The 16,918-nt window shown below is 65.6% G+C and carries 20 protein-coding genes and 1 pseudogene; 10 read left to right on the top strand and 11 right to left on the bottom strand.

Annotated elements, in window-relative coordinates; genetic code table 11:
• Nucleotides 1–34: 34 nt before the first annotated feature.
• The 4 genes and pseudogenes from DN387_RS10865 to prlC all read right to left on the bottom strand — a co-directional run.
• Nucleotides 35–262: pseudogene (locus DN387_RS10865) on the bottom strand (radical SAM protein); the annotation flags it as partial.
• Nucleotides 263–340: 78 nt separating this feature from the next.
• Nucleotides 341–2,365 (bottom strand): M3 family metallopeptidase, encoded by a 2,025-nt coding sequence (locus DN387_RS10860; RefSeq protein ID WP_054916037.1) that lies wholly within the window; start codon nt 2,363–2,365, stop codon nt 341–343.
• A gap of 99 nt (nt 2,366–2,464) precedes the next feature.
• The gene (locus tag DN387_RS10855; protein WP_043862271.1) at nt 2,465–2,725 is read right to left on the bottom strand and encodes a YheV family putative zinc ribbon protein; all 261 of its coding nucleotides are present in this window, start codon (nt 2,723–2,725) and stop codon (nt 2,465–2,467) included.
• The gene (gene prlC, locus DN387_RS10850) at nt 2,722–4,773 is read right to left on the bottom strand and encodes an oligopeptidase A (protein WP_043862270.1); all 2,052 of its coding nucleotides are present in this window, start codon (nt 4,771–4,773) and stop codon (nt 2,722–2,724) included. Before prlC ends, DN387_RS10855 begins: the two co-directional genes overlap by 4 nt.
• A gap of 90 nt (nt 4,774–4,863) precedes the next feature.
• Between prlC and DN387_RS10845 the strand changes: the two genes are divergently transcribed.
• Nucleotides 4,864–5,412, top strand: a complete 549-nt coding sequence (locus tag DN387_RS10845; RefSeq protein WP_043862269.1) for a gamma carbonic anhydrase family protein — start codon at nt 4,864–4,866, stop codon at nt 5,410–5,412.
• Between the two features lie 32 nt (nt 5,413–5,444).
• Nucleotides 5,445–6,095: an HAD family hydrolase gene (locus tag DN387_RS10840; protein ID WP_054916038.1), complete on the top strand. Its 651-nt coding sequence runs from the start codon at nt 5,445–5,447 to the stop codon at nt 6,093–6,095.
• A 27-nt stretch (nt 6,096–6,122) separates the two neighbouring features.
• Here DN387_RS10840 and DN387_RS10835 read toward each other — a convergent pair whose 3' ends face one another.
• Nucleotides 6,123–7,229: an aminopeptidase gene (locus DN387_RS10835; RefSeq protein WP_054916039.1), complete on the bottom strand. Its 1,107-nt coding sequence runs from the start codon at nt 7,227–7,229 to the stop codon at nt 6,123–6,125.
• 65 nt (nt 7,230–7,294) lie between these two features.
• On the opposite strand from DN387_RS10835, the gene DN387_RS10830 reads away from it, so the two are divergent.
• The gene (locus DN387_RS10830; RefSeq protein WP_054916040.1) at nt 7,295–7,708 is read left to right on the top strand and encodes a hypothetical protein; all 414 of its coding nucleotides are present in this window, start codon (nt 7,295–7,297) and stop codon (nt 7,706–7,708) included.
• Between the two features lie 52 nt (nt 7,709–7,760).
• Nucleotides 7,761–8,174: a hypothetical protein gene (locus DN387_RS10825; protein ID WP_043862265.1), complete on the top strand. Its 414-nt coding sequence runs from the start codon at nt 7,761–7,763 to the stop codon at nt 8,172–8,174.
• Nucleotides 8,175–8,177: 3 nt separating this feature from the next.
• On the opposite strand, the gene DN387_RS10820 is transcribed toward DN387_RS10825, so the two are convergent.
• On the bottom strand, nt 8,178–8,411 hold the full coding sequence (locus tag DN387_RS10820) for a DUF1161 domain-containing protein (protein WP_043862264.1): 234 nt from the start codon (nt 8,409–8,411) through the stop codon (nt 8,178–8,180).
• Nucleotides 8,412–8,496: 85 nt separating this feature from the next.
• Nucleotides 8,497–8,931 (bottom strand): OsmC family protein, encoded by a 435-nt coding sequence (locus tag DN387_RS10815; RefSeq protein ID WP_088514205.1) that lies wholly within the window; start codon nt 8,929–8,931, stop codon nt 8,497–8,499.
• Between the two features lie 181 nt (nt 8,932–9,112).
• Here DN387_RS10815 and DN387_RS10810 point away from each other — a divergent pair, with 181 nt between their 5' ends.
• Nucleotides 9,113–10,117, top strand: a complete 1,005-nt coding sequence (locus DN387_RS10810; protein ID WP_054916041.1) for an LLM class flavin-dependent oxidoreductase — start codon at nt 9,113–9,115, stop codon at nt 10,115–10,117.
• A gap of 66 nt (nt 10,118–10,183) precedes the next feature.
• On the opposite strand, the gene DN387_RS10805 is transcribed toward DN387_RS10810, so the two are convergent.
• Both DN387_RS10805 and DN387_RS10800 read right to left on the bottom strand, forming a co-directional pair.
• Nucleotides 10,184–10,408: a DUF1161 domain-containing protein gene (locus DN387_RS10805; protein ID WP_054916042.1), complete on the bottom strand. Its 225-nt coding sequence runs from the start codon at nt 10,406–10,408 to the stop codon at nt 10,184–10,186.
• 52 nt (nt 10,409–10,460) lie between these two features.
• Nucleotides 10,461–10,676 (bottom strand): dodecin, encoded by a 216-nt coding sequence (locus DN387_RS10800; protein ID WP_043862261.1) that lies wholly within the window; start codon nt 10,674–10,676, stop codon nt 10,461–10,463.
• 157 nt (nt 10,677–10,833) lie between these two features.
• Between DN387_RS10800 and DN387_RS10795 the strand changes: the two genes are divergently transcribed.
• Entirely contained in the window at nt 10,834–11,160 is a 327-nt protein-coding gene (locus DN387_RS10795; protein WP_043862260.1) for a YqjD family protein, read from the top strand.
• Here the strand turns inward: DN387_RS10795 and DN387_RS10790 are convergent.
• Nucleotides 11,157–12,053 carry a LysR family transcriptional regulator gene (locus DN387_RS10790; protein ID WP_043862259.1) on the bottom strand — a complete coding sequence of 299 codons (897 nt, stop codon included), beginning with the start codon at nt 12,051–12,053 and terminating at the stop codon, nt 11,157–11,159. The two genes, DN387_RS10795 and DN387_RS10790, sit on opposite strands and share 4 nt — an antisense overlap.
• A gap of 111 nt (nt 12,054–12,164) precedes the next feature.
• Between DN387_RS10790 and trpB the strand changes: the two genes are divergently transcribed.
• Both trpB and trpA read left to right on the top strand, forming a co-directional pair.
• Nucleotides 12,165–13,382, top strand: a complete 1,218-nt coding sequence (trpB, locus tag DN387_RS10785; RefSeq protein WP_043862258.1) for a tryptophan synthase subunit beta — start codon at nt 12,165–12,167, stop codon at nt 13,380–13,382.
• The gene (trpA, locus tag DN387_RS10780) at nt 13,379–14,191 is read left to right on the top strand and encodes a tryptophan synthase subunit alpha (RefSeq protein WP_043862257.1); all 813 of its coding nucleotides are present in this window, start codon (nt 13,379–13,381) and stop codon (nt 14,189–14,191) included. The genes trpB and trpA overlap by 4 nt, the downstream gene beginning before the upstream one ends.
• Nucleotides 14,192–14,284: 93 nt before the next feature.
• Here the strand turns inward: trpA and DN387_RS10775 are convergent, their stop codons facing one another.
• Complete coding sequence (locus tag DN387_RS10775) at nt 14,285–14,620, bottom strand: DOPA 4,5-dioxygenase family protein (RefSeq protein WP_043862256.1); 336 nt, start codon at nt 14,618–14,620, stop codon at nt 14,285–14,287.
• Nucleotides 14,621–14,698: 78 nt separating this feature from the next.
• Between DN387_RS10775 and DN387_RS10770 the strand changes: the two genes are divergently transcribed.
• Both DN387_RS10770 and DN387_RS10765 read left to right on the top strand, forming a co-directional pair.
• Nucleotides 14,699–15,220 carry an NAD(P)H-binding protein gene (locus tag DN387_RS10770; protein ID WP_054916043.1) on the top strand — a complete coding sequence of 174 codons (522 nt, stop codon included), beginning with the start codon at nt 14,699–14,701 and terminating at the stop codon, nt 15,218–15,220.
• 60 nt (nt 15,221–15,280) lie between these two features.
• Nucleotides 15,281–16,852, top strand: a complete 1,572-nt coding sequence (locus DN387_RS10765) for a SulP family inorganic anion transporter (protein WP_054916044.1) — start codon at nt 15,281–15,283, stop codon at nt 16,850–16,852.
• Nucleotides 16,853–16,918: the final 66 nt, after the last annotated feature.

The following is a 16,918-nucleotide window of genomic DNA, read 5'->3' as shown; positions in this document are numbered from 1 at the left end:
CTTTTGCCGTGGAACCTATCATTGAACATAGCCAACCATGCTCGCAACCTCGGTAGGGGTTGATCGAGCGGTCGAAGGGCAGGTCGGGCGAGGTGTTACGGGTGATGATGGTTTTGGCCGTCTCGATGCGGACTTCGGTACCCTGGGTCAGCGGCACCTCCTGGTACCAGCCATCATCCTCGGCCACAGAGCGGGCAGGGGCGAAGCGGTTGTGCGGGTTGTGCGCGGTACCGCGACCACGCACAGGCGCTGGAGTGAACATGGCGAACCCCTGTACTGTTTTTATATACAGTACTTCATCGCCACCAGGACCTCCAGCACCGCTCGGCGCCCGACGTGGCTACGGGTTAAGGCCATGCCACTGCAGAAACGGCAGGGGGCTCACCTCACGCCCGCGAAACACCTTGAACCCTGCCGTGATCGAGCGCCCGGCCCCCGGGGCAACAATGGCCTCGAGCAGGGCACGCCCGGTGGCCGGGTTGAGCACGCCTTCGGCTTCGAACCGGGCGAAGGCATCGATCGCGTAGACCCGTGACCACAGGTAGCTGTAATAGCCCGCCTCGTAGCCGCTGGCCAGGTGATCGAAGGCCTGGGCCGGGCGCTCGAAATCGCCCAGCGGCCAGGGCAGCACTGCGTCGAACTGTTCCACCACCTGCTGCTGCAGGCTTTGCGCAGCAGCCGGGTAGGTCTCGCCATGCAGGTGCAGGTCCAGGCGCGCCATTGCCAGGTCTCGGGCAAACGTGAGCCCTTGCTGCTGTTTCTGCTGGTCGAGAAACGCCTGCACCGTGGACTGCGGCAGTGCCTTGCCTGTCTGGTAGTGATGGGAGATACCGGCCAGGTACTCGGCCGACCAGCACCAGCGCTCCAGCAGCTCACTGAAGAACTCGATCCCGTCCGGCCCCAGGCTGTCGATATCGGACAGGCGGTAATCGGTGGTGGCCACCAGCAGCTGGTGCAGGCAGTGACCGAACTCGTGGTACAGCTTGCGCAGGTCCAGGTGGGTCAGCAACGGTGGGGCAACCCCGTCGCCACGCTCGACTGCGCAGAACAGCGCCGCCGCGCCCTTGTGAAACCGACCCTCGGCATCCACGTGGCGGTTCCATACTCGCAGGCTCCAGGCGTAGTCCTCCTTGCCCGGGCGGGTGATCGCATCCATGTACAGGTACCCCACCAACGCATGGCCCTGGGTTACCTCGAAGCACCGCACATCCGCATGCCAGGCCTGCAACGTGCTGGACGGTGTGATCTGCACGCCGAACAGGGTATCGGCCAGTTGCGTCATGGCCAGCACCACCTGCTCCAGCGGGAAGTAGCCACGCATTTCCTCGCCAGACAGCGCCAGCGGGTGCCGATGCGCACGCTGCGCGTAAAAGGCGATGTCCCAGGGTTGCAGGCCACCCAGGCGCGCCTGCTGGTCGAAGGCCCGCAACCGCGCGGTTTCGGCGCTACGCCAGGCGGCGCTGTGGGTGCTCAGGTCCTGCAGAAACCGTGTGACCTGTTGCGTCGATTCTGCCGTCTTGGTCTGCAGGCTGAGTTCGGCAAAGCTGGCAAACCCCAGCAGTTGCGCCTGCTCATGGCGCAGTCGTCGCAACTCCAGCAGCACCGGGCCGTTGTCGGGGCCTGCGTCCAGCTCCGACGCGCGGCCATGGTAGGCCCGATACACGGTTTCACGCAGGCTGCGGTCTGTGGCCTGCTGCAGGATGGCCAGGCACGGGGCCTCTTCCAAGGTCACCAGCCAGCCCTCGAGGCCCTTGGCCTGGGCCTTGCGCGCCATGGCGGCGGTCTCCAGCGCGTCGACCCCCTGCAGGCGCCGGGCATCGGTGATGTGCAGGGTCCAGGCGCCGGTGGCGTGTGCCAGGTTGTCGAGGAACAGGTTGCGCTGGGCACTGATGCTGGTTTGCAGGGCCATCAGGCGGGCACGCTCGGTTTCACCGAGCTCGGCGCCGCTCAGGCGAAAGGCCTTGATCGACTGCTGCAGCGACATCCTGCGTTCGTGGCTGAACAGCGCACCGTGGGCGCTGTCGGCCAGACGCTGATAGAGCGCCAGCAACGTGGCGTTCTGCAGCTTTGCCTGATGATAGGCCTGGGTCTTGAGCCAGCACTCGTCCACGGCGGCCTTCCAGGCCTCGCCGCGGGTGTACAGGGGCACGATCAGGCGCACGGCGTTGTTGAGGCGTGCATCCAGTGCATCGATGGCCATCCCCAGGTCGTCCCAGGTGGGCAGGCCACGCTGGGCCAGGATGATGCGGGCCAGGGCGTTGTGGTTGTCGAGGATGATCTGGTCGATGCCCTCCGTCAGGTGTTCCAGGCGGATGTCGGCGTAGGCTGGCGGATCGAGGGGGGCGAGCAGGGGATTGCTGGTCATGGGCAGCTCCTTGAGTGACGGGAAGGTCCCGTCACTTTCAAGGGTTGCCGGTGCGCCAGGGGCTAACTATGTATGCCCCTGCACCAGCCACACGGCCCGCTAGGGCTTCTTCAGCTTCGGATTGGGGAAGAACTGCACCGTCTGCACCGCAGGCTGGGGCGCCTTGGCCTCGGCCTGGTTGACGCGGGTGCCCAGTTCCTTGGGCACCGACAGGCCCTGTTCGTTGAGCGTGTCGGAGAACCCGCAGGCCACGCACTCGCGGTGTGGCACGCCGTCTTCGCTCCACATCATCAGCTTGTCCGGCTCGCTGCACGCCGGGCATACGGCCCCGGCAATGAAGCGTTTCTTGGTCTTGCTCATGCCGCCAGGTCCTCGCTCAGGCCACTGTGGCGCAACAGCGCATCGATCGACGGCTCACGGCCACGGAAGTCGACGAACAGGCGCATCGGCGCCTGCGAGCCGCCACGGGCCAGAATCGCCTCGCGGAAGGCGCGACCGGTTTCGGCGTTGAGCACACCCTCTTCCTCGAAGCGCGAGAAGGCATCGGCCGACAGCACTTCAGCCCACTTGTAGCTGTAGTAACCGGCCGCGTAGCCGCCGGCGAAGATGTGCGCAAAGCTGTTGGGGAAGCGGTTGTACGCCGGCGGGCGCATCACCGAAACCTCGTCGCGCACCCCTTCGAGCACCTCCAGCACGCTGCGGCCATCGCCGTGGCTGGCGTGCAGTTCGAAGTCGAACAGCGAGAACTCCAGCTGGCGCACCATCATCAGGCCCGACTGGAAGTTCTTCGCCGCCAGCATCTTCTCCAGCAGGTCCTGCGGCAGGGCAGCGCCACTTTCGTAATGACCGGAGATCAACGCCAGGCCTTCAGGCTCCCAGCACCAGTTCTCCATGAACTGGCTCGGCAGCTCGACCGCGTCCCAGGCCACGCCATTGATGCCGGACACCCCGGCATGCTCGATGCGGGTCAGCAGGTGATGCAGGCCGTGGCCAAACTCGTGGAACAGGGTGGTGACTTCATCGTGGGTCAGCAGCGCCGGCTTGCCCGGGGCGGCCGGGGTGAAGTTGCACACCAGGTTGGCCACCGGGCTCTGCAGGCTGCCATCGGCCGTGCGGCGACGGTCGCGGGCGCCGTCCATCCAGGCACCGCCGCGCTTGTTGGCGCGGGCATACAGGTCGAAGAAGAAGCGCCCCACGTGCTGGCCGTTTTCCTTGATCTCGAACAGGCGCACGTCCGGGTGCCAGGTATCGAAGCCTTTCACCTCGGCGATCTCGATGCCGTACAGGCGCTGCACGATGGTGAACAGGCCCGACAGCACCTTGTCGATCGGGAAGTAGGCACGCAGGGCTTCCTGCGACACGCTGTAACGCTGTTCGCGCAGCTTCTCGCCATAGAAACCGCTGTCCCAGCTCTGCAGGTCCGGGCAGCCCTGCTCGGCGGCGTAGGCCTTGAGCTGGGCCAGGTCCTGGGCGGCGAAGGGTTTGCTGCGCTTGGCCAGGTCACGCAGGAAGCTCAGCACCTGGTCGCTGGACTCGGCCATCTTGGTGGCCAGGCTCAGCTCGGCGAAGTTGGCATAACCCAGCAGCTCGGCCAGTTCCTGACGCAGGTCGAGGATCTCGCGCATCACCGGGCCGTTGTCGAACTGGCCGGCGTTGGGGCCCTGGTCCGAGGCGCGGGTGCAGTAGGCCGCGTACAGTTCTTCGCGCAGGGCACGGTCGTGGGCGTAAGTCATCACGGCGTAGTAGCTGGGGAATTCCAGGCTGATCAGCCAGCCATCCAGGCCCTTGGCCTGCGCGGCGGCCGCCATCTGCGCCTTGGCCGATTCGGTCAGGCCGGCCAGTGCGGCCTCGTCGGTGACGTGCTTGGTCCAGGCCTGGGTGGCGTCGAGCAGCTGGTTGGAGAAACGGCTGCCCAGTTCCGAAAGCTTGCTCTGCACCTCGGCATATCGCTTCTGCTGGTCGGCCGGCAGGTCGATACCCGACAGGCGGAAGTCACGCAGGGCATGTTCGAGGATGGTTTTCTGCGCCACATCGAAGCCGGCGGCTTCGGGGCTGGCGATCAACGCTTCATAGGCCTGGAACAGCTCGCGGTTCTGGCCCATTTCGGTGGCGTAGGCGCTCAGGGCCGGCAGGCAGGCCTCGTAGGCCTCGCGCAGCTCGGCGCTGTTGCACACCGCGTTGAGGTGGCTGACCGGGCTCCAGGCGGCACCCAGTCGGTCGTTGAGTTCGTCCATGGCCAGCACCAGGCCGGCCCAGGTGGGGTTCTGGCCCTGGGTTTTCAGGATCGAGGCGATGGCGCTGCGGTTGTCGGCCAGGATCTGTTCGATCGCCGGCAGCACATGCTCGGCACGGATCGCCGAGAAGGGCGGCAGGTCATAAGACTGCAGAAGCGGGTTGTTCGCACTCACGGTTAAACACCTTGGCAGAAGAAACACCGCTCCATCTTAATTACAATCGACGCTGACCGCAGCTATCAGCCTTACAGAGAGACACTATTCATGGCCATCCGCAGCTTCCAGCAACACATTCCGCGTCTCGGCGCCCGCGCCTTCGTCGACCGCAGCGCAGTGGTGCTGGGTGATGTCGAGATCGGCGAGGACAGCTCGGTATGGCCTCTAACGGTGATCCGCGGCGACATGCACCGCATCCGCATCGGCGCGCGCACCAGCGTGCAGGACGCCAGCGTGCTGCACATCACCCATGCCGGGCCGTTCAATCCCGACGGCTACCCGCTGCTGATCGGCGATGACGTGACCATTGGCCACAAGGTCATGCTGCATGGCTGCACCCTGGGCAACCGCATTCTGGTCGGCATGGGCAGCACCATCATGGACGGCGCGGTGGTCGAGGACGAGGTGATCATCGGTGCCGGCAGCCTGGTACCGCCGGGCAAGACGCTGGAGAGCGGTTTCCTGTACGTGGGCAGCCCGGTGAAGCAGGCACGGGCGCTGACCGACAAGGAACGCGCGTTCTTCCCCTACAGCGCCGCCAACTACGTGAAGCTCAAGGACCTGCACCTGGCCGAAGGCTTCGACCAGCCCGAGTGAGTTATCCACAGCCCCCTTTTTTCGAGACTGTCATGCACCAGCAAACCATTCTGTTCGACCTCGACGGTACACTCACCGACCCCCGTGAAGGCATCACGCGCTCCATCCAGTACGCCCTGGCCAAGCTGGACATCGACGAGCCGGACCTGGCCCGCCTGGAACACTTCATCGGCCCGCCTTTGCTGCAGGCGTTCATGCAGTTCTACGGCTTCGACGAGGCCAAGGCATGGCAGGCGGTGAACTTCTACCGTGAGCGCTTCAAGGTCACCGGGTTGTACGAGAACCGCGTGTTCGAAGGCGTGAGCGAGCTGCTCGAAGGGCTGCAGGCGCAGGGGCGCACGCTGTACATCGCCACCTCCAAGCCCTGGGAGTTCGCCCGCGAGATTGCCCGGCACTTCGATTTTGCCCGGCATTTCAAGGTCATCTACGGCAGCGAGCTGGACGGTACGCGCACCAACAAGGTGGAGCTGATTGCGCACCTGCTGGCCGAAGAAAACCTGGACCCGGCGCAGACACTGATGATCGGCGACCGCAAGCACGACCTGATCGGCGCGCGCAGCAACGGGCTGGAAGCAGTGGCGGTGGGCTACGGGTTTGGCAGCCGCGAGGAACTGACCGCAGAGCAGCCGGCGTATCATTTCGACACGCTGGGCGAGCTGCATCGGGCCTTCATGCGGTCCTGAGGGCCTTTTCGCCGGCAATGCCGGCTCTTACAAGGGATGCGAGCCGGCCTTGCCGGCGTAGCTTTCCAGGGCCTGCTGGCGCTGCTCGAACGGCAACCGCCCCCAGGCCTCGACCCGCTGGTAGAACACCGCCCAATCTCCGCCAACCTCCCGGAACAACGCTGCAAACGCCGGCACCCACTGGTCATACAGCCCGAACGGCAGCAGCTTGGCGTTGTTCATCGGCGCGTTGATCCACGCGTCATAGCGCTTGTCGCCCTGCCACCTTGCATCGCGCAGCACCCGGTACTCGCTGCGCAGGCGCTCGAACTCGGCCTGCTTGCCCGCGCGCATCGCCGCCTCGTCCAGCGGCTGTGCATACAACGTCTTGAGCCGCTCGCGGCTGGCCAGCACCAGCCCGACGAACTCGTCACGCTGGCGCGCTCCACCCTGCGGCAAGGGCGCCAGCCCGCGGGCCGCGCGCCACTGGCGCGAACCTTCCTGCTCCACAAAGGTGGCAAACGACTCGTTGAACGCCGTGTCGTCCTTCACGTACACGCGCTGGTGCGCCAGTTCGTGGAAGATCACCGTGGCCAGGCGCTCGTCGCCCCAGCCCAGCATCGAATTAAGAATCGGGTCGTCGAACCAGCCCAGGGTCGAATAGGCCTCCACACCGCCCACATACACATCCTGCCCCTGTGCCTTCTGCAACGCCGCCGCCCCGCGCGCCGCACCCTGGCTGTAGTAGCCGCGATAGGCCACGCAACCGGCGATGGGGAAGCAGTAGGTATGCGGTTCCAGCGAAAACTCCGGGGTGGCGAACACGTTCCACACCACGAACGGGCGCCCGATATCGGCGTACACCCGGTAGCTGCGGTTGTCCGGCAGCTTAAGGTGGCTGCTGGCAAAAGCGCGTGCCTGCTGCGCTTTCGCCAGGTGCTGGCGCAGGGCAGGGGGGGTGGCCGGGTCGGCCACCAGCACCGCCACCGGCTCGCGCGCGCGCAGCAGCTGCCATTGCCCGCTGGCCAGCTGGCTGTAGTAGCCGAGGCTGGTGCAACCGTTGAGCAGCCCGAGCAGCAGCACGGGAACCAACCCGCGGAAAACGCGGTCGAGTGCCCCGGGGCTTGAGCGCAACCAGAAAAAAATTCGAACCATGTGCAGGGATGTCTCGCTCAAGTGCTCATCGGCCCAAGACTATCCTGCCTGCCCGGAGTTTTGCCATGCGTACGATGCTTGCCGCCAGCGCTGTGCTGGCCCTGACCGGCTGCGCCGGCCTGCCCGCCGCCGACCCGAACCAGGCCTGGGTCGACCTCCAGCCCGCTGCCGACGACACCCTGCACGCGCTGGAGGTGGACGAGCGCAGCTGGGCCGACACCCGCTACTTCGAAGTCACGCCGGGCAGTCACGAGCTGACGGTGCGCTATCAGTTCGCGGTAGCGCCCGGCAATATCGGGCCGGTGGACGAACCGCTGTGGCGCGATTGCCAGCTGAACGTGAAATTCAAGGATTTCAATGCCGGCCAGCGCTATCAGTTGCAGGCCGGCAGCATCGGCTTCAGGCCCTGGGCCAAGCTCTACGACGAGCAGCGCAAACTGGTCGGCACCGGTTTGCCTGCCGGATGCCAGCGTACCTGAACAGACTAATGGCGCTATGCTTGTAGCTTGTAGCCCGCCAGCGGAGATTGCCATGCGCCAGCCCATGATGCTGCTTGCCATCAGTACCCTGGGGGCCTGTGCCAGTCCCCTGCCACCGGTCGACAGCAAGCAGGCCTGGATCGACCTGTATACCGTCACGCCGGGCAAGGTGCTCATGGCCGACCGCCTGGATGGTCAGCGCCTGAACGACGGCCGTTTCTTCCAGGTCACGCCGGGCAAACACGAACTGGTGGTGCGCTTTGATTTCGAGGTGTATTCAGGCGGTTTCAGCACCGACCCCACCGAACGCACCTGCTACCTGAAGATTCGCTACGACGACTTCCAGGCCGGCCAGCGCTACCGCATCGAAGCCCGCGCCCCGGCCATGCAGCCCAGTGCCTATCTGTACGACGCGCAGCGCAAGCTGGTCGCCGAAGAACAGAACGACATCTTCTGCATCCCGTGACGGCTAGCGATCGTTTTTCTGGTAGATGATCTTCTTGGTGCCGTTCTCACAGCTGCCCACCACCATGTTCTGGTCGTGGACTTCATCGTTGGTCACGATTTCCAGGGTGTAGGAAGAGACATTGTTGGCCTGGATCTTGGCTTCGATCTCGGCCTTGAGCTCGGCGCAGTCCTTGGGCGCGGCCAGCGCACTGGTGGCCAGCAACGAGGTCAGCACAGCGAATGCAATACGAGTCATCAGAACAGCTCCTTGTGGCGGCAGACCATCTGCCGACAGCCATTTGACCACAAGAAGCCGTGCGTCGTTCTGATCTGCGCCGGCGTCAGTCCACCAGGGTGGCGTCCAGGCTGATCTGGGCCTTGAGCACCTTGGATACCGGACATCCCGCCTTGGCCTTGTTGGCCAGCTCCTCGAATTTCGCCTTGTCGGCACCGGGCACCTTGGCCTTGAGGATCAGGTGCACGGCGGTGATGGCAAAACCATCGGGCTGCTTGTCCAGGGTCACTTCGGCGATGGTGTCGATACGCTCGGCGGTCAGGCCGGCTTCGCCGAGGATCATCGAAAAGGCCATGGAGAAGCAGCCTGCATGGGCAGCGCCGATCAGTTCTTCAGGGTTGGTACCAGGCTGGCCTTCGAACCGGGTGTTGAAGCCATAGGGGTTGGCCTTCAAGGCGCCACTCTCGGTGGAGAGCTGGCCCTTGCCGGTTTTCAGGTCGCCTTGCCAGATTGCCGATGCTGTCTTTTTTATCGAACTCATAAAGCCTCCTGAGTGCCTGAGAGCGCGGGGGATCGCGCCTGGCGTTCAATTCAGAGGGCGTCACCACGGGCAAGTTCAGCCCGATTGCAGGGGCAGGCATTGAATACCTGTGATCTGCCCATACAGAGTCAGAAAGGTCGCGGCATGCTGTCGGCCTAACCATTCAGGAGGCGTACACGCCATGACGCGACTCGCGGACATCAAATACTCCACCCTCGACCTGGTACCGGTACGCCAGGACAGCGGCCCGGCCCAGTCGCTGCGCAACTCGCTGGACCTGGCGCAACACGTGGAGAAATTCGGCTACAACCGCTTCTGGGTGGCCGAGCACCACAACATGGACGGCATTGCCAGCTCCGCCACCTCGGTGCTGCTGGGGTACTTGGCCGGTGGCACCTCGACGATCCGCGTGGGTGCAGGCGGAGTGATGCTGCCCAACCACGCGCCGCTGGTGATTGCCGAGCAGTTCGGCACCCTGGCCAGCCTGTACCCGGGCCGTATCGACCTGGGCCTGGGACGTGCGCCGGGCTCCGACCAGATGACCGCCCGCGCCCTGCGCCGCGAGCGCTCGGGCAGCGCCGACGACTTCCCGGACGATGTAGAGGAACTGGTGCGCTACCTGGGCCCGCGCACGCCCGACCAGAAAGTGATTGCCGTGCCGGGGTATGGCACCGAGGTGCCGATCTGGCTGCTGGGCTCGAGCCTGTTCAGTGCACAGCTGGCGGGGATGCGCGGCTTGCCGTATGCGTTTGCCTCGCACTTTGCGCCGCGCATGATGCATGAAGCGATCCGCGTGTACCGCAACCACTTCAAGCCCTCGACAGTGCTCGACAAGCCCTACGTGATGTTGGGTGTACCGCTGGTGGCGGCCGATACCGACGAGCAGGCCGAGTATCTGGCCACCTCGGTGTATCAGCGAATTCTGGCGTTGATGCGTGGGCAGAGCCTGGTGCAGCGCCCGCCCGTCGATAGCATGGACGGCCTGTGGCAGTCCCATGAGCGGGAGGCAGTGGGAAGTTTCCTGGGCCTGGCGATGGTGGGCGGGCCAGAGAAGATCCGCGCCAAACTGGATGTGCTGCTGGAGCAGACCGGTGCTGATGAGCTGATCTTTACCTGCGACCTGTACGAGCATGCGGACCGGATCCGGTCCTACGAGATTCTGTCGCAGATCATCAAGGGCAACTGAGGGCCCTTTCGCCAGCAAGGCTGGCTCCTACGTGGGAGCCAGCCTTGCTGGCGAAAGACTCACCGATCAACCGCGCTTGTACACGATTTCCTTGGTACCGCCTTCACACGACCCCACCACTTTCCCATCGGTCGCAGCGCCCTTGTCGACGATTTCCAGCGAATAGTGCGGTACGCCATTGGCGTCGATCTTCGCGGCAATCTCGCTCTTCAATTCTTCACACGGCTTGCCCGCCGCCAGCGCAGTCCCGGCCAGGGTCATCAAGCCAAACGCCAATACCAGCTTCTTCATCGATCGCATTCCTTGTTCAGATCAAAAAGGGTTCAGGGCCAGCCGGCCGCCATCAGCTGTTGGCGATACGGAAGCCCACCTTGATGGTTACCTGAAAATGCGCCGCCTTGCCATCCTTGATATGGCCCCGGGTCTCGGTCACTTCGAACCACTCCAGGTGCTTGATGCTCTTGGCCGCTTCGGCCAGGGCATTGTTGATCGCGTCCTCGATGCTGCTGGGCGAGGAGCCGACCAGTTCGACCTTCTTGTACGTGTGGTGATCAGACATGACTACTCTCCATCAATGGTGTGCATTGAGCCTAGCAGCGCCAGGCAGGTTTACCTGTGTGGGTAAAAACCTGGCAAAAGTTCGATTGCTCTGCACTTTCGCGGCACTGCGCAGTCCCATTCTTCACATGCCACTCAAACCCTGAAGGAGAGCCACCATGGCCAATAGCTCGCTACGTAAAGCCTCGTTGCAAAGCATGGAAGCGGAAATCGAAAGTCTCCTCAAATCCCTGGAAAACCTCAAAGACGATGCTTCGGACGAGTCGCGCAAGACCTTGAAGAGCCTCAAGGGCAATGCCGAAAATGCCCTGCGTCACTCGCGCAGCCTGCTCACCGATGCCTATGAAGAGGTCAAGACCAAGACCCGCGAAACCGGCATCGCCACCCGTGACTATGCCCAGCAACACCCCTGGACCACCGCCGGCGTGGCCGTGGGCGCACTGGGCCTGCTGGCCGCCTACCTGCTGTGCAAGCGCGGCGACTAAAGCGCCTGCCGCCCCAGTTCGGCGCGCAACCAGTGCGCCAGCTGCTCGGCGCGCCCGTCCGCGGCGCGCCGGGGCACCCACAGGGCCAATGACGCCCGCGTAGGACCAAAGCCCCACGGTGCCGCCAGCCTGCCGGCACGCAGGTCATCGGCCACCAGCGGCTGCGGGGCGATCGCCACCCCCAGGCCGGCCACAGCTGCCTCCAGCAAGTAATACAGATGCTCGAACCCTTGCCCGTAGCGCATTGCCTGCGGGTCGATGTGCTGTTGGCGGGCCCAGTCGGGCCAGGCCTGGGGCCGCGAGGTGGTGTGTAGCAGGGTTTCCCCCAGCAAGGCGCTGGCTGGCGCCTGACGCAGGCGGTCGAACCCTGGAAAGTGCGGGCTGAGCACCGGCCCGATGCATTCCTGTGCCAGCACGTGCACCTGCATGTCGGCCGGCCACGGCGGCTCGGCGAATACCAGCAGCGCATCCAGCCCCGGCCGGCGCGGGTCCAGGTCGCCTTCGCCCGCCGACAGGTGCAGACGCAGCTCCGGCAGGTCGGCCTGCAGGCGCCCAAGGCGCGGAATGAACCAGCGCGCCAGCAGGCTGCCTGAACAACCCAGCACGAACGGTGCGTCGGCGCGGTCCTGGCCCAGCTCGGCGCACACGCTGCGCAGGCGCTCGAAGGCGTCGCTGCTGGCGTCGCGCAGGCGCACACCGGCATCTGTGAGTTTAATGCCGCGCCCTTCCTTGACGAACAGGCTCACGCCCAGGTGCTCTTCAAGCACCTTCAACTGCCGGCTCACCGCACCGTGGGTCACGTGCAGTTGCTCGGCAGCCTGGCTGACGCTGTTGAGCCGGGCGGTGGCTTCAAAGGCCCGAAGGGCATTGAGCGGGGGCAGTTCTCTGGCCATTGACGTGTGAGTTTTCCTGACAGGTTGTGGCGATCTTATCGGTTTTCAGCGGCGCGTGTCGTGGGTAGAGTAGGCCCATTGCGACCTCATACCCACGCCCTGGAGCGACCCATGACCCAGACCAACTTCCGCAGCGGCCCCGATGCCAACGGCCTGTTTGGCGCATTCGGTGGCCGCTACGTGGCCGAAACCCTGATGCCGCTGGTGCTCGACCTGGCCCGTGAATACGAAGCGGCCAAGGCCGACCCCGAGTTCAACGAGCAACTGGCGTACTTCCAGCGCGACTACATCGGCCGTCCTAACCCGCTGTACTTCGCCGAGCGCCTCACCGAACACTGCGGCGGGGCGAAGATCTTCTTCAAGCGCGAAGAGCTCAACCACACCGGCGCGCACAAGGTGAACAACTGCATCGGCCAGGTGCTGCTGGCCAAGCGCATGGGCAAGAAGCGCCTGATCGCCGAAACCGGCGCCGGCATGCACGGTGTGGCCACCGCCACCGTGGCCGCACGTTTCGGCCTGCCCTGCGTCATCTACATGGGCGCCACCGACATCGAGCGCCAGCAGGCCAACGTGTTCCGCATGAAGCTGCTGGGCGCCGAGATCGTGCCGGTCACCGCCGGCACCGGCACCCTCAAGGACGCCATGAACGAAGCGCTGCGCGACTGGGTGACCAACGTCGACGACACCTTCTACCTGATCGGCACCGTGGCCGGCCCGCACCCGTACCCGGCGATGGTGCGCGACTTCCAGTCGATCATCGGCAAGGAAACCCGCGAGCAGCTGCAGGCCAAGGAAGGGCGCCTGCCCGACAGCCTGATCGCCTGCGTGGGTGGTGGCTCCAACGCCATGGGCCTGTTCCATGACTTCCTCGATGACGCCAGTGTGCAGATCATCGGCGTCGAGGCCGGCGGCCACGGGGTCGACACCGACAAGCACGCAGCGAGCCTCAACGGCGGCGTGCCCGGCGTGCTGCACGGCAACCGCACCTACCTGCTGCAGGACGCCGATGGCCAGATCACCGACGCCCACTCGATTTCCGCCGGCCTGGACTACCCCGGCATCGGCCCGGAGCACGCCTACCTGCACGAAGTGAAGCGCGTCGAGTACGTGAGCATCACCGACGACGAGGCGCTGGATGCGTTCCACGCTACCTGCCGCCTGGAAGGCATCATCCCGGCGCTGGAAACCTCCCACGCGCTGGCCGAAGCCATCAAGCGTGCGCCCACCCTGCCCAGGGACCACCTGATGGTGGTGTGCCTTTCGGGGCGTGGCGACAAGGACATGCAAACCGTAATGAGCCATATGGCCGCGCAGGAGAAGCAGGCATGAGCCGTCTTGAACAACGTTTTGCCGACCTCAAGCGCGAGGGCCGCGCTGCCCTGGTGACCTTCGTGACCGCCGGTGACCCGGGCTACGACGCTTCGCTGGCGATCCTCAAGGGCCTGCCGGCTGCGGGTGCCGACGTGATCGAGCTGGGCATGCCGTTCACCGACCCGATGGCCGACGGCGTGGCCATCCAGCTGGCCACCCTGCGTGCGCTGGAGGCCGGGCAGACCCTGGCCAAAACCCTGCAGATGGTGCGCGAGTTCCGCACCGGCAATGCCACCACGCCGATCGTGCTGATGGGTTACTACAACCCGATCCACCGCTTCGGCGTGGAGAAGTTCGTGGCCGAGGCCAGGGATGCGGGCGTGGACGGCCTGATCATCGTCGACCTGCCGCCGGAGCACGACGCCGAGCTGGCCACCCCGGCCCAGGCCGCGGGCATCGACTTCATCCGCCTGACCACCCCGACCACCGATGACGCGCGCCTGCCGCGCGTGCTGGAGCGCAGTTCGGGCTTTGTGTACTACGTGTCGGTAGCCGGCGTGACCGGCGCAGGCTCGGCGACCAGCGATCAGGTAAGCGGCGCCATCGAGCGCCTGCGCCGCCACACCGACCTGCCGATCAGCGTAGGCTTCGGCATTCGCACGCCTGAACAGGCGGCAGCCATTGCGCGGCTGGCCGATGGTGTGGTCGTGGGTTCGGCGCTGGTGGACAAGGTGGCCAACGCCAGCACGGGCGAGCAGGCGGTAAGCGATGTGCTGGCGCTGTGTTCGGCGCTGGCCGAAGGTGTGCGCGGCGCGCGCAAAGGCTGATACCGCGTCGCCTCATTCGCCGGCAAGGCCGGTTCCTACAGACACCGCAGTCCTGTAGGAGCCGGCCTTGCCGGCGAAAGCCTCACCGCCGCTTCAAGCCCCTTCGAACATCGAAAGATCCAGCGGCCGCACGGCCCCCATCCAGATCGCATGGTCCCGATGATCGGCCAACTCATCGCCGGTCAGCGGATGCAGAAACACCACCAGCCCCTTGCGGTACAACGCCAGCCACGGCAGCACCACGCCCACCATCTCCGGCCCGAATGCCAGCTGGCAGCTCCAGTCCGGGTGCGGCCCCACCGGTTTCTGATGCATGCGCCCCATGCTCACGCCAAACAGCGTGGCGGCCTCCTCGCACAGCGCCCGCGCCTGCTCCATCGTACCGGCGTCGTAATACACATGGGCGTGATACCCCTTTATCCGTTGCACGCTGCCTCCTGAATTCGACCGAACCCCCAGGTGCTCCCGCAGGTCCAAAGGCCATCAGGATACCCCCGGAGCGCTATCGTGAAAAACGCCGAAACACCTGTCTTCAAACTGATCCTGCTCGGCGGCCAGTGCACCCTGGGCGATGCGCTGGTAAGCGAACGGCTGCAGCGCCAGCACGAGGTGACCCTGATCCTCGACGACCTCAACCAGCCCCAGGCGCGCCCCGGCCTGCACGTCAAGAACGGCGGCCTGGCCAGCGCAGACCAGGCCGAACAGAGCATCGCCGGCGGCTCGGCCGTGGTGTGCCTGCTCGACGGCCTGGCGCCCGGCGACTTCTCGCGGCAGGGGCTGATGACCCAGGCCCTGCTCGCGGGCATGGCCCGCACGCCCCTGCGTCGCATCGTGCTGGTGGGCCAGTTTGGCGGCGGCGCGGCGCCGCTGGCGGAGTTGTTGCAGGCCGGTGGCCTGCGCTGGACGTTGGTCAACACGCCACTGAGCGAGCACCCGGACAGCCTGGCAGGCATCGCTGCGGGCATTGCCGACCTGCTGGACCTGAACCTGCATGTTGGCGAACAGGTGAATTTCATCGAGGCCCCCTGACTTGCACCGGGCCGCCATAGCCTGCACCCTGAGCCTTCACCGCACTGCATAGAGAGCTTCATGGCCTGGCTAGAGCGCCACCGTCTGTTTCCCTTTCTCGCCTGGTTGCCTCGGCAAACCCGTGCCAGCGTGCGGCGCGACCTGCTGGTGGGGCTCAGCGGGGCGATCCTGGCCCTGCCGCAGTCGATCGCCTATGCGCTGATCGCCGGCCTGCCCGCCGAGTACGGGCTATACGCGGCCATCGTGCCGGTGCTGATCGCGTGCCTGTGGGGCTCGTCGTGGCACCTGATCTGCGGGCCCACCGCCGCCATCTCCATCGTGCTCTACGCCAGCATCAGCCCCGTGGCGGTGCCCGGCAGCGACGACTACATCCGCCTGATCCTGCTGCTGACCTTCCTGGCCGGGGTGTTCCAGTGGCTGGTGGGCATGCTGCGCTTCGGCGCGCTGGTGAATTTCGTCTCGCACTCGGTGGTGCTCGGCTTCACCCTCGGCGCTGCAGTGGTGATCGCCCTGGGCCAGGTGCCGAACCTGCTGGGGCTCGACCTCGCCAGCCAGGCCACCGCCCTCAGAACCCTGCAAGGCCTGCTGCAGCATGCCGGCGACATCGACTGGCCATCGCTGCTGCTGGGGCTGGGCACCTTGCTGCTGGGGCTGTCGATCAAGCTCGCACGGCCGCGCTGGCCGGCGCTGTTGATCAGCCTTGCCGGCGCCAGCCTGCTGGTGTGGCTGTGGCCGGCACTGTTCGGCCATGTGGCGCTGGTGCCGGCGTTCATTGGCCGGCTGCCCCCGCTGAGCCCGCTGCCGCTGCTGGACCTGGAGCTGATCCTGCGCCTGCTGCCCAGTGCCGTGGCGGTGGGCATGCTGGGGCTGGTCACCAGCCTGTCGATTGCGCGCTCGCTGTCGATCCGCTCCGAACAGCTGATCGACGCCAACCAGGAGATCCGCGCCCAGGGCCTGTCCAACCTGGGCGGTGCATGGTTCTCCGGCTACCTGTCGTCGGGCTCGTTCACCCGTTCCGGGCTCAGCTATGAGGCCGGGGCGCAGTCACCGCTGGCGGGGGTGTTCTCGGCCCTGTGGGTGGCGCTGTTCGCCGTGGCGGGCGCCAGCCTGATCGCGCACATCCCGATCCCGGCGATGGCCGGCAGCATCCTGCTGATCTGCTGGGGGCTGGTGGATCACCGTGCGATTCGGGCGCTGTACCGGGTCAGCCGGCCGGAGTTTCTGGTGATGCTGCTGACCTGCGTCGCCACCTTGCTGCTGGAACTGCAGACGGCGATTTATGCCGGGGTGCTGGCGTCGCTGTTCTTCTACCTCAAGCGCACTTCGCAGCCACGGGTACAGCAGTCGCGCGAAGGCGAGGCGGATGTGCTGCGGGTGTTCGGCTCGATCTTCTTCGGCGCCAGCCATTATCTGCAGGTGCGCCTGCAGCGGTGCCAGGCACCGGTGGTGGTGATCGATGCGCGGCAGATCAACTTCATCGATTACTCGGGGGTGGAGATGCTGCACCAGGAGGCGCGGCGGCTGCGCCGGCAGGGGCGTCAGCTGGTGCTGCGGCGGGCGAGGGGGCAGGTGGTGGAGGAGTTGCAGAAGCTGGAAGGGGCGGCTGATTGCCCGGTCCAGTTTGAGGATTGAGTTGCGCCCTTCGCCGGCAAGGCCGGCGCCTACAGGGGCCGGCCTTGCCGGCGAAGGCAGCGCCGC

Source organism: Pseudomonas sp. FBF18 (assembly GCF_024261405.1).
In the GTDB taxonomy this organism is placed as follows: domain Bacteria; phylum Pseudomonadota; class Gammaproteobacteria; order Pseudomonadales; family Pseudomonadaceae; genus Aquipseudomonas; species Aquipseudomonas palmensis.
This window is presented reverse-complemented; position numbering and strand designations above follow the sequence as displayed.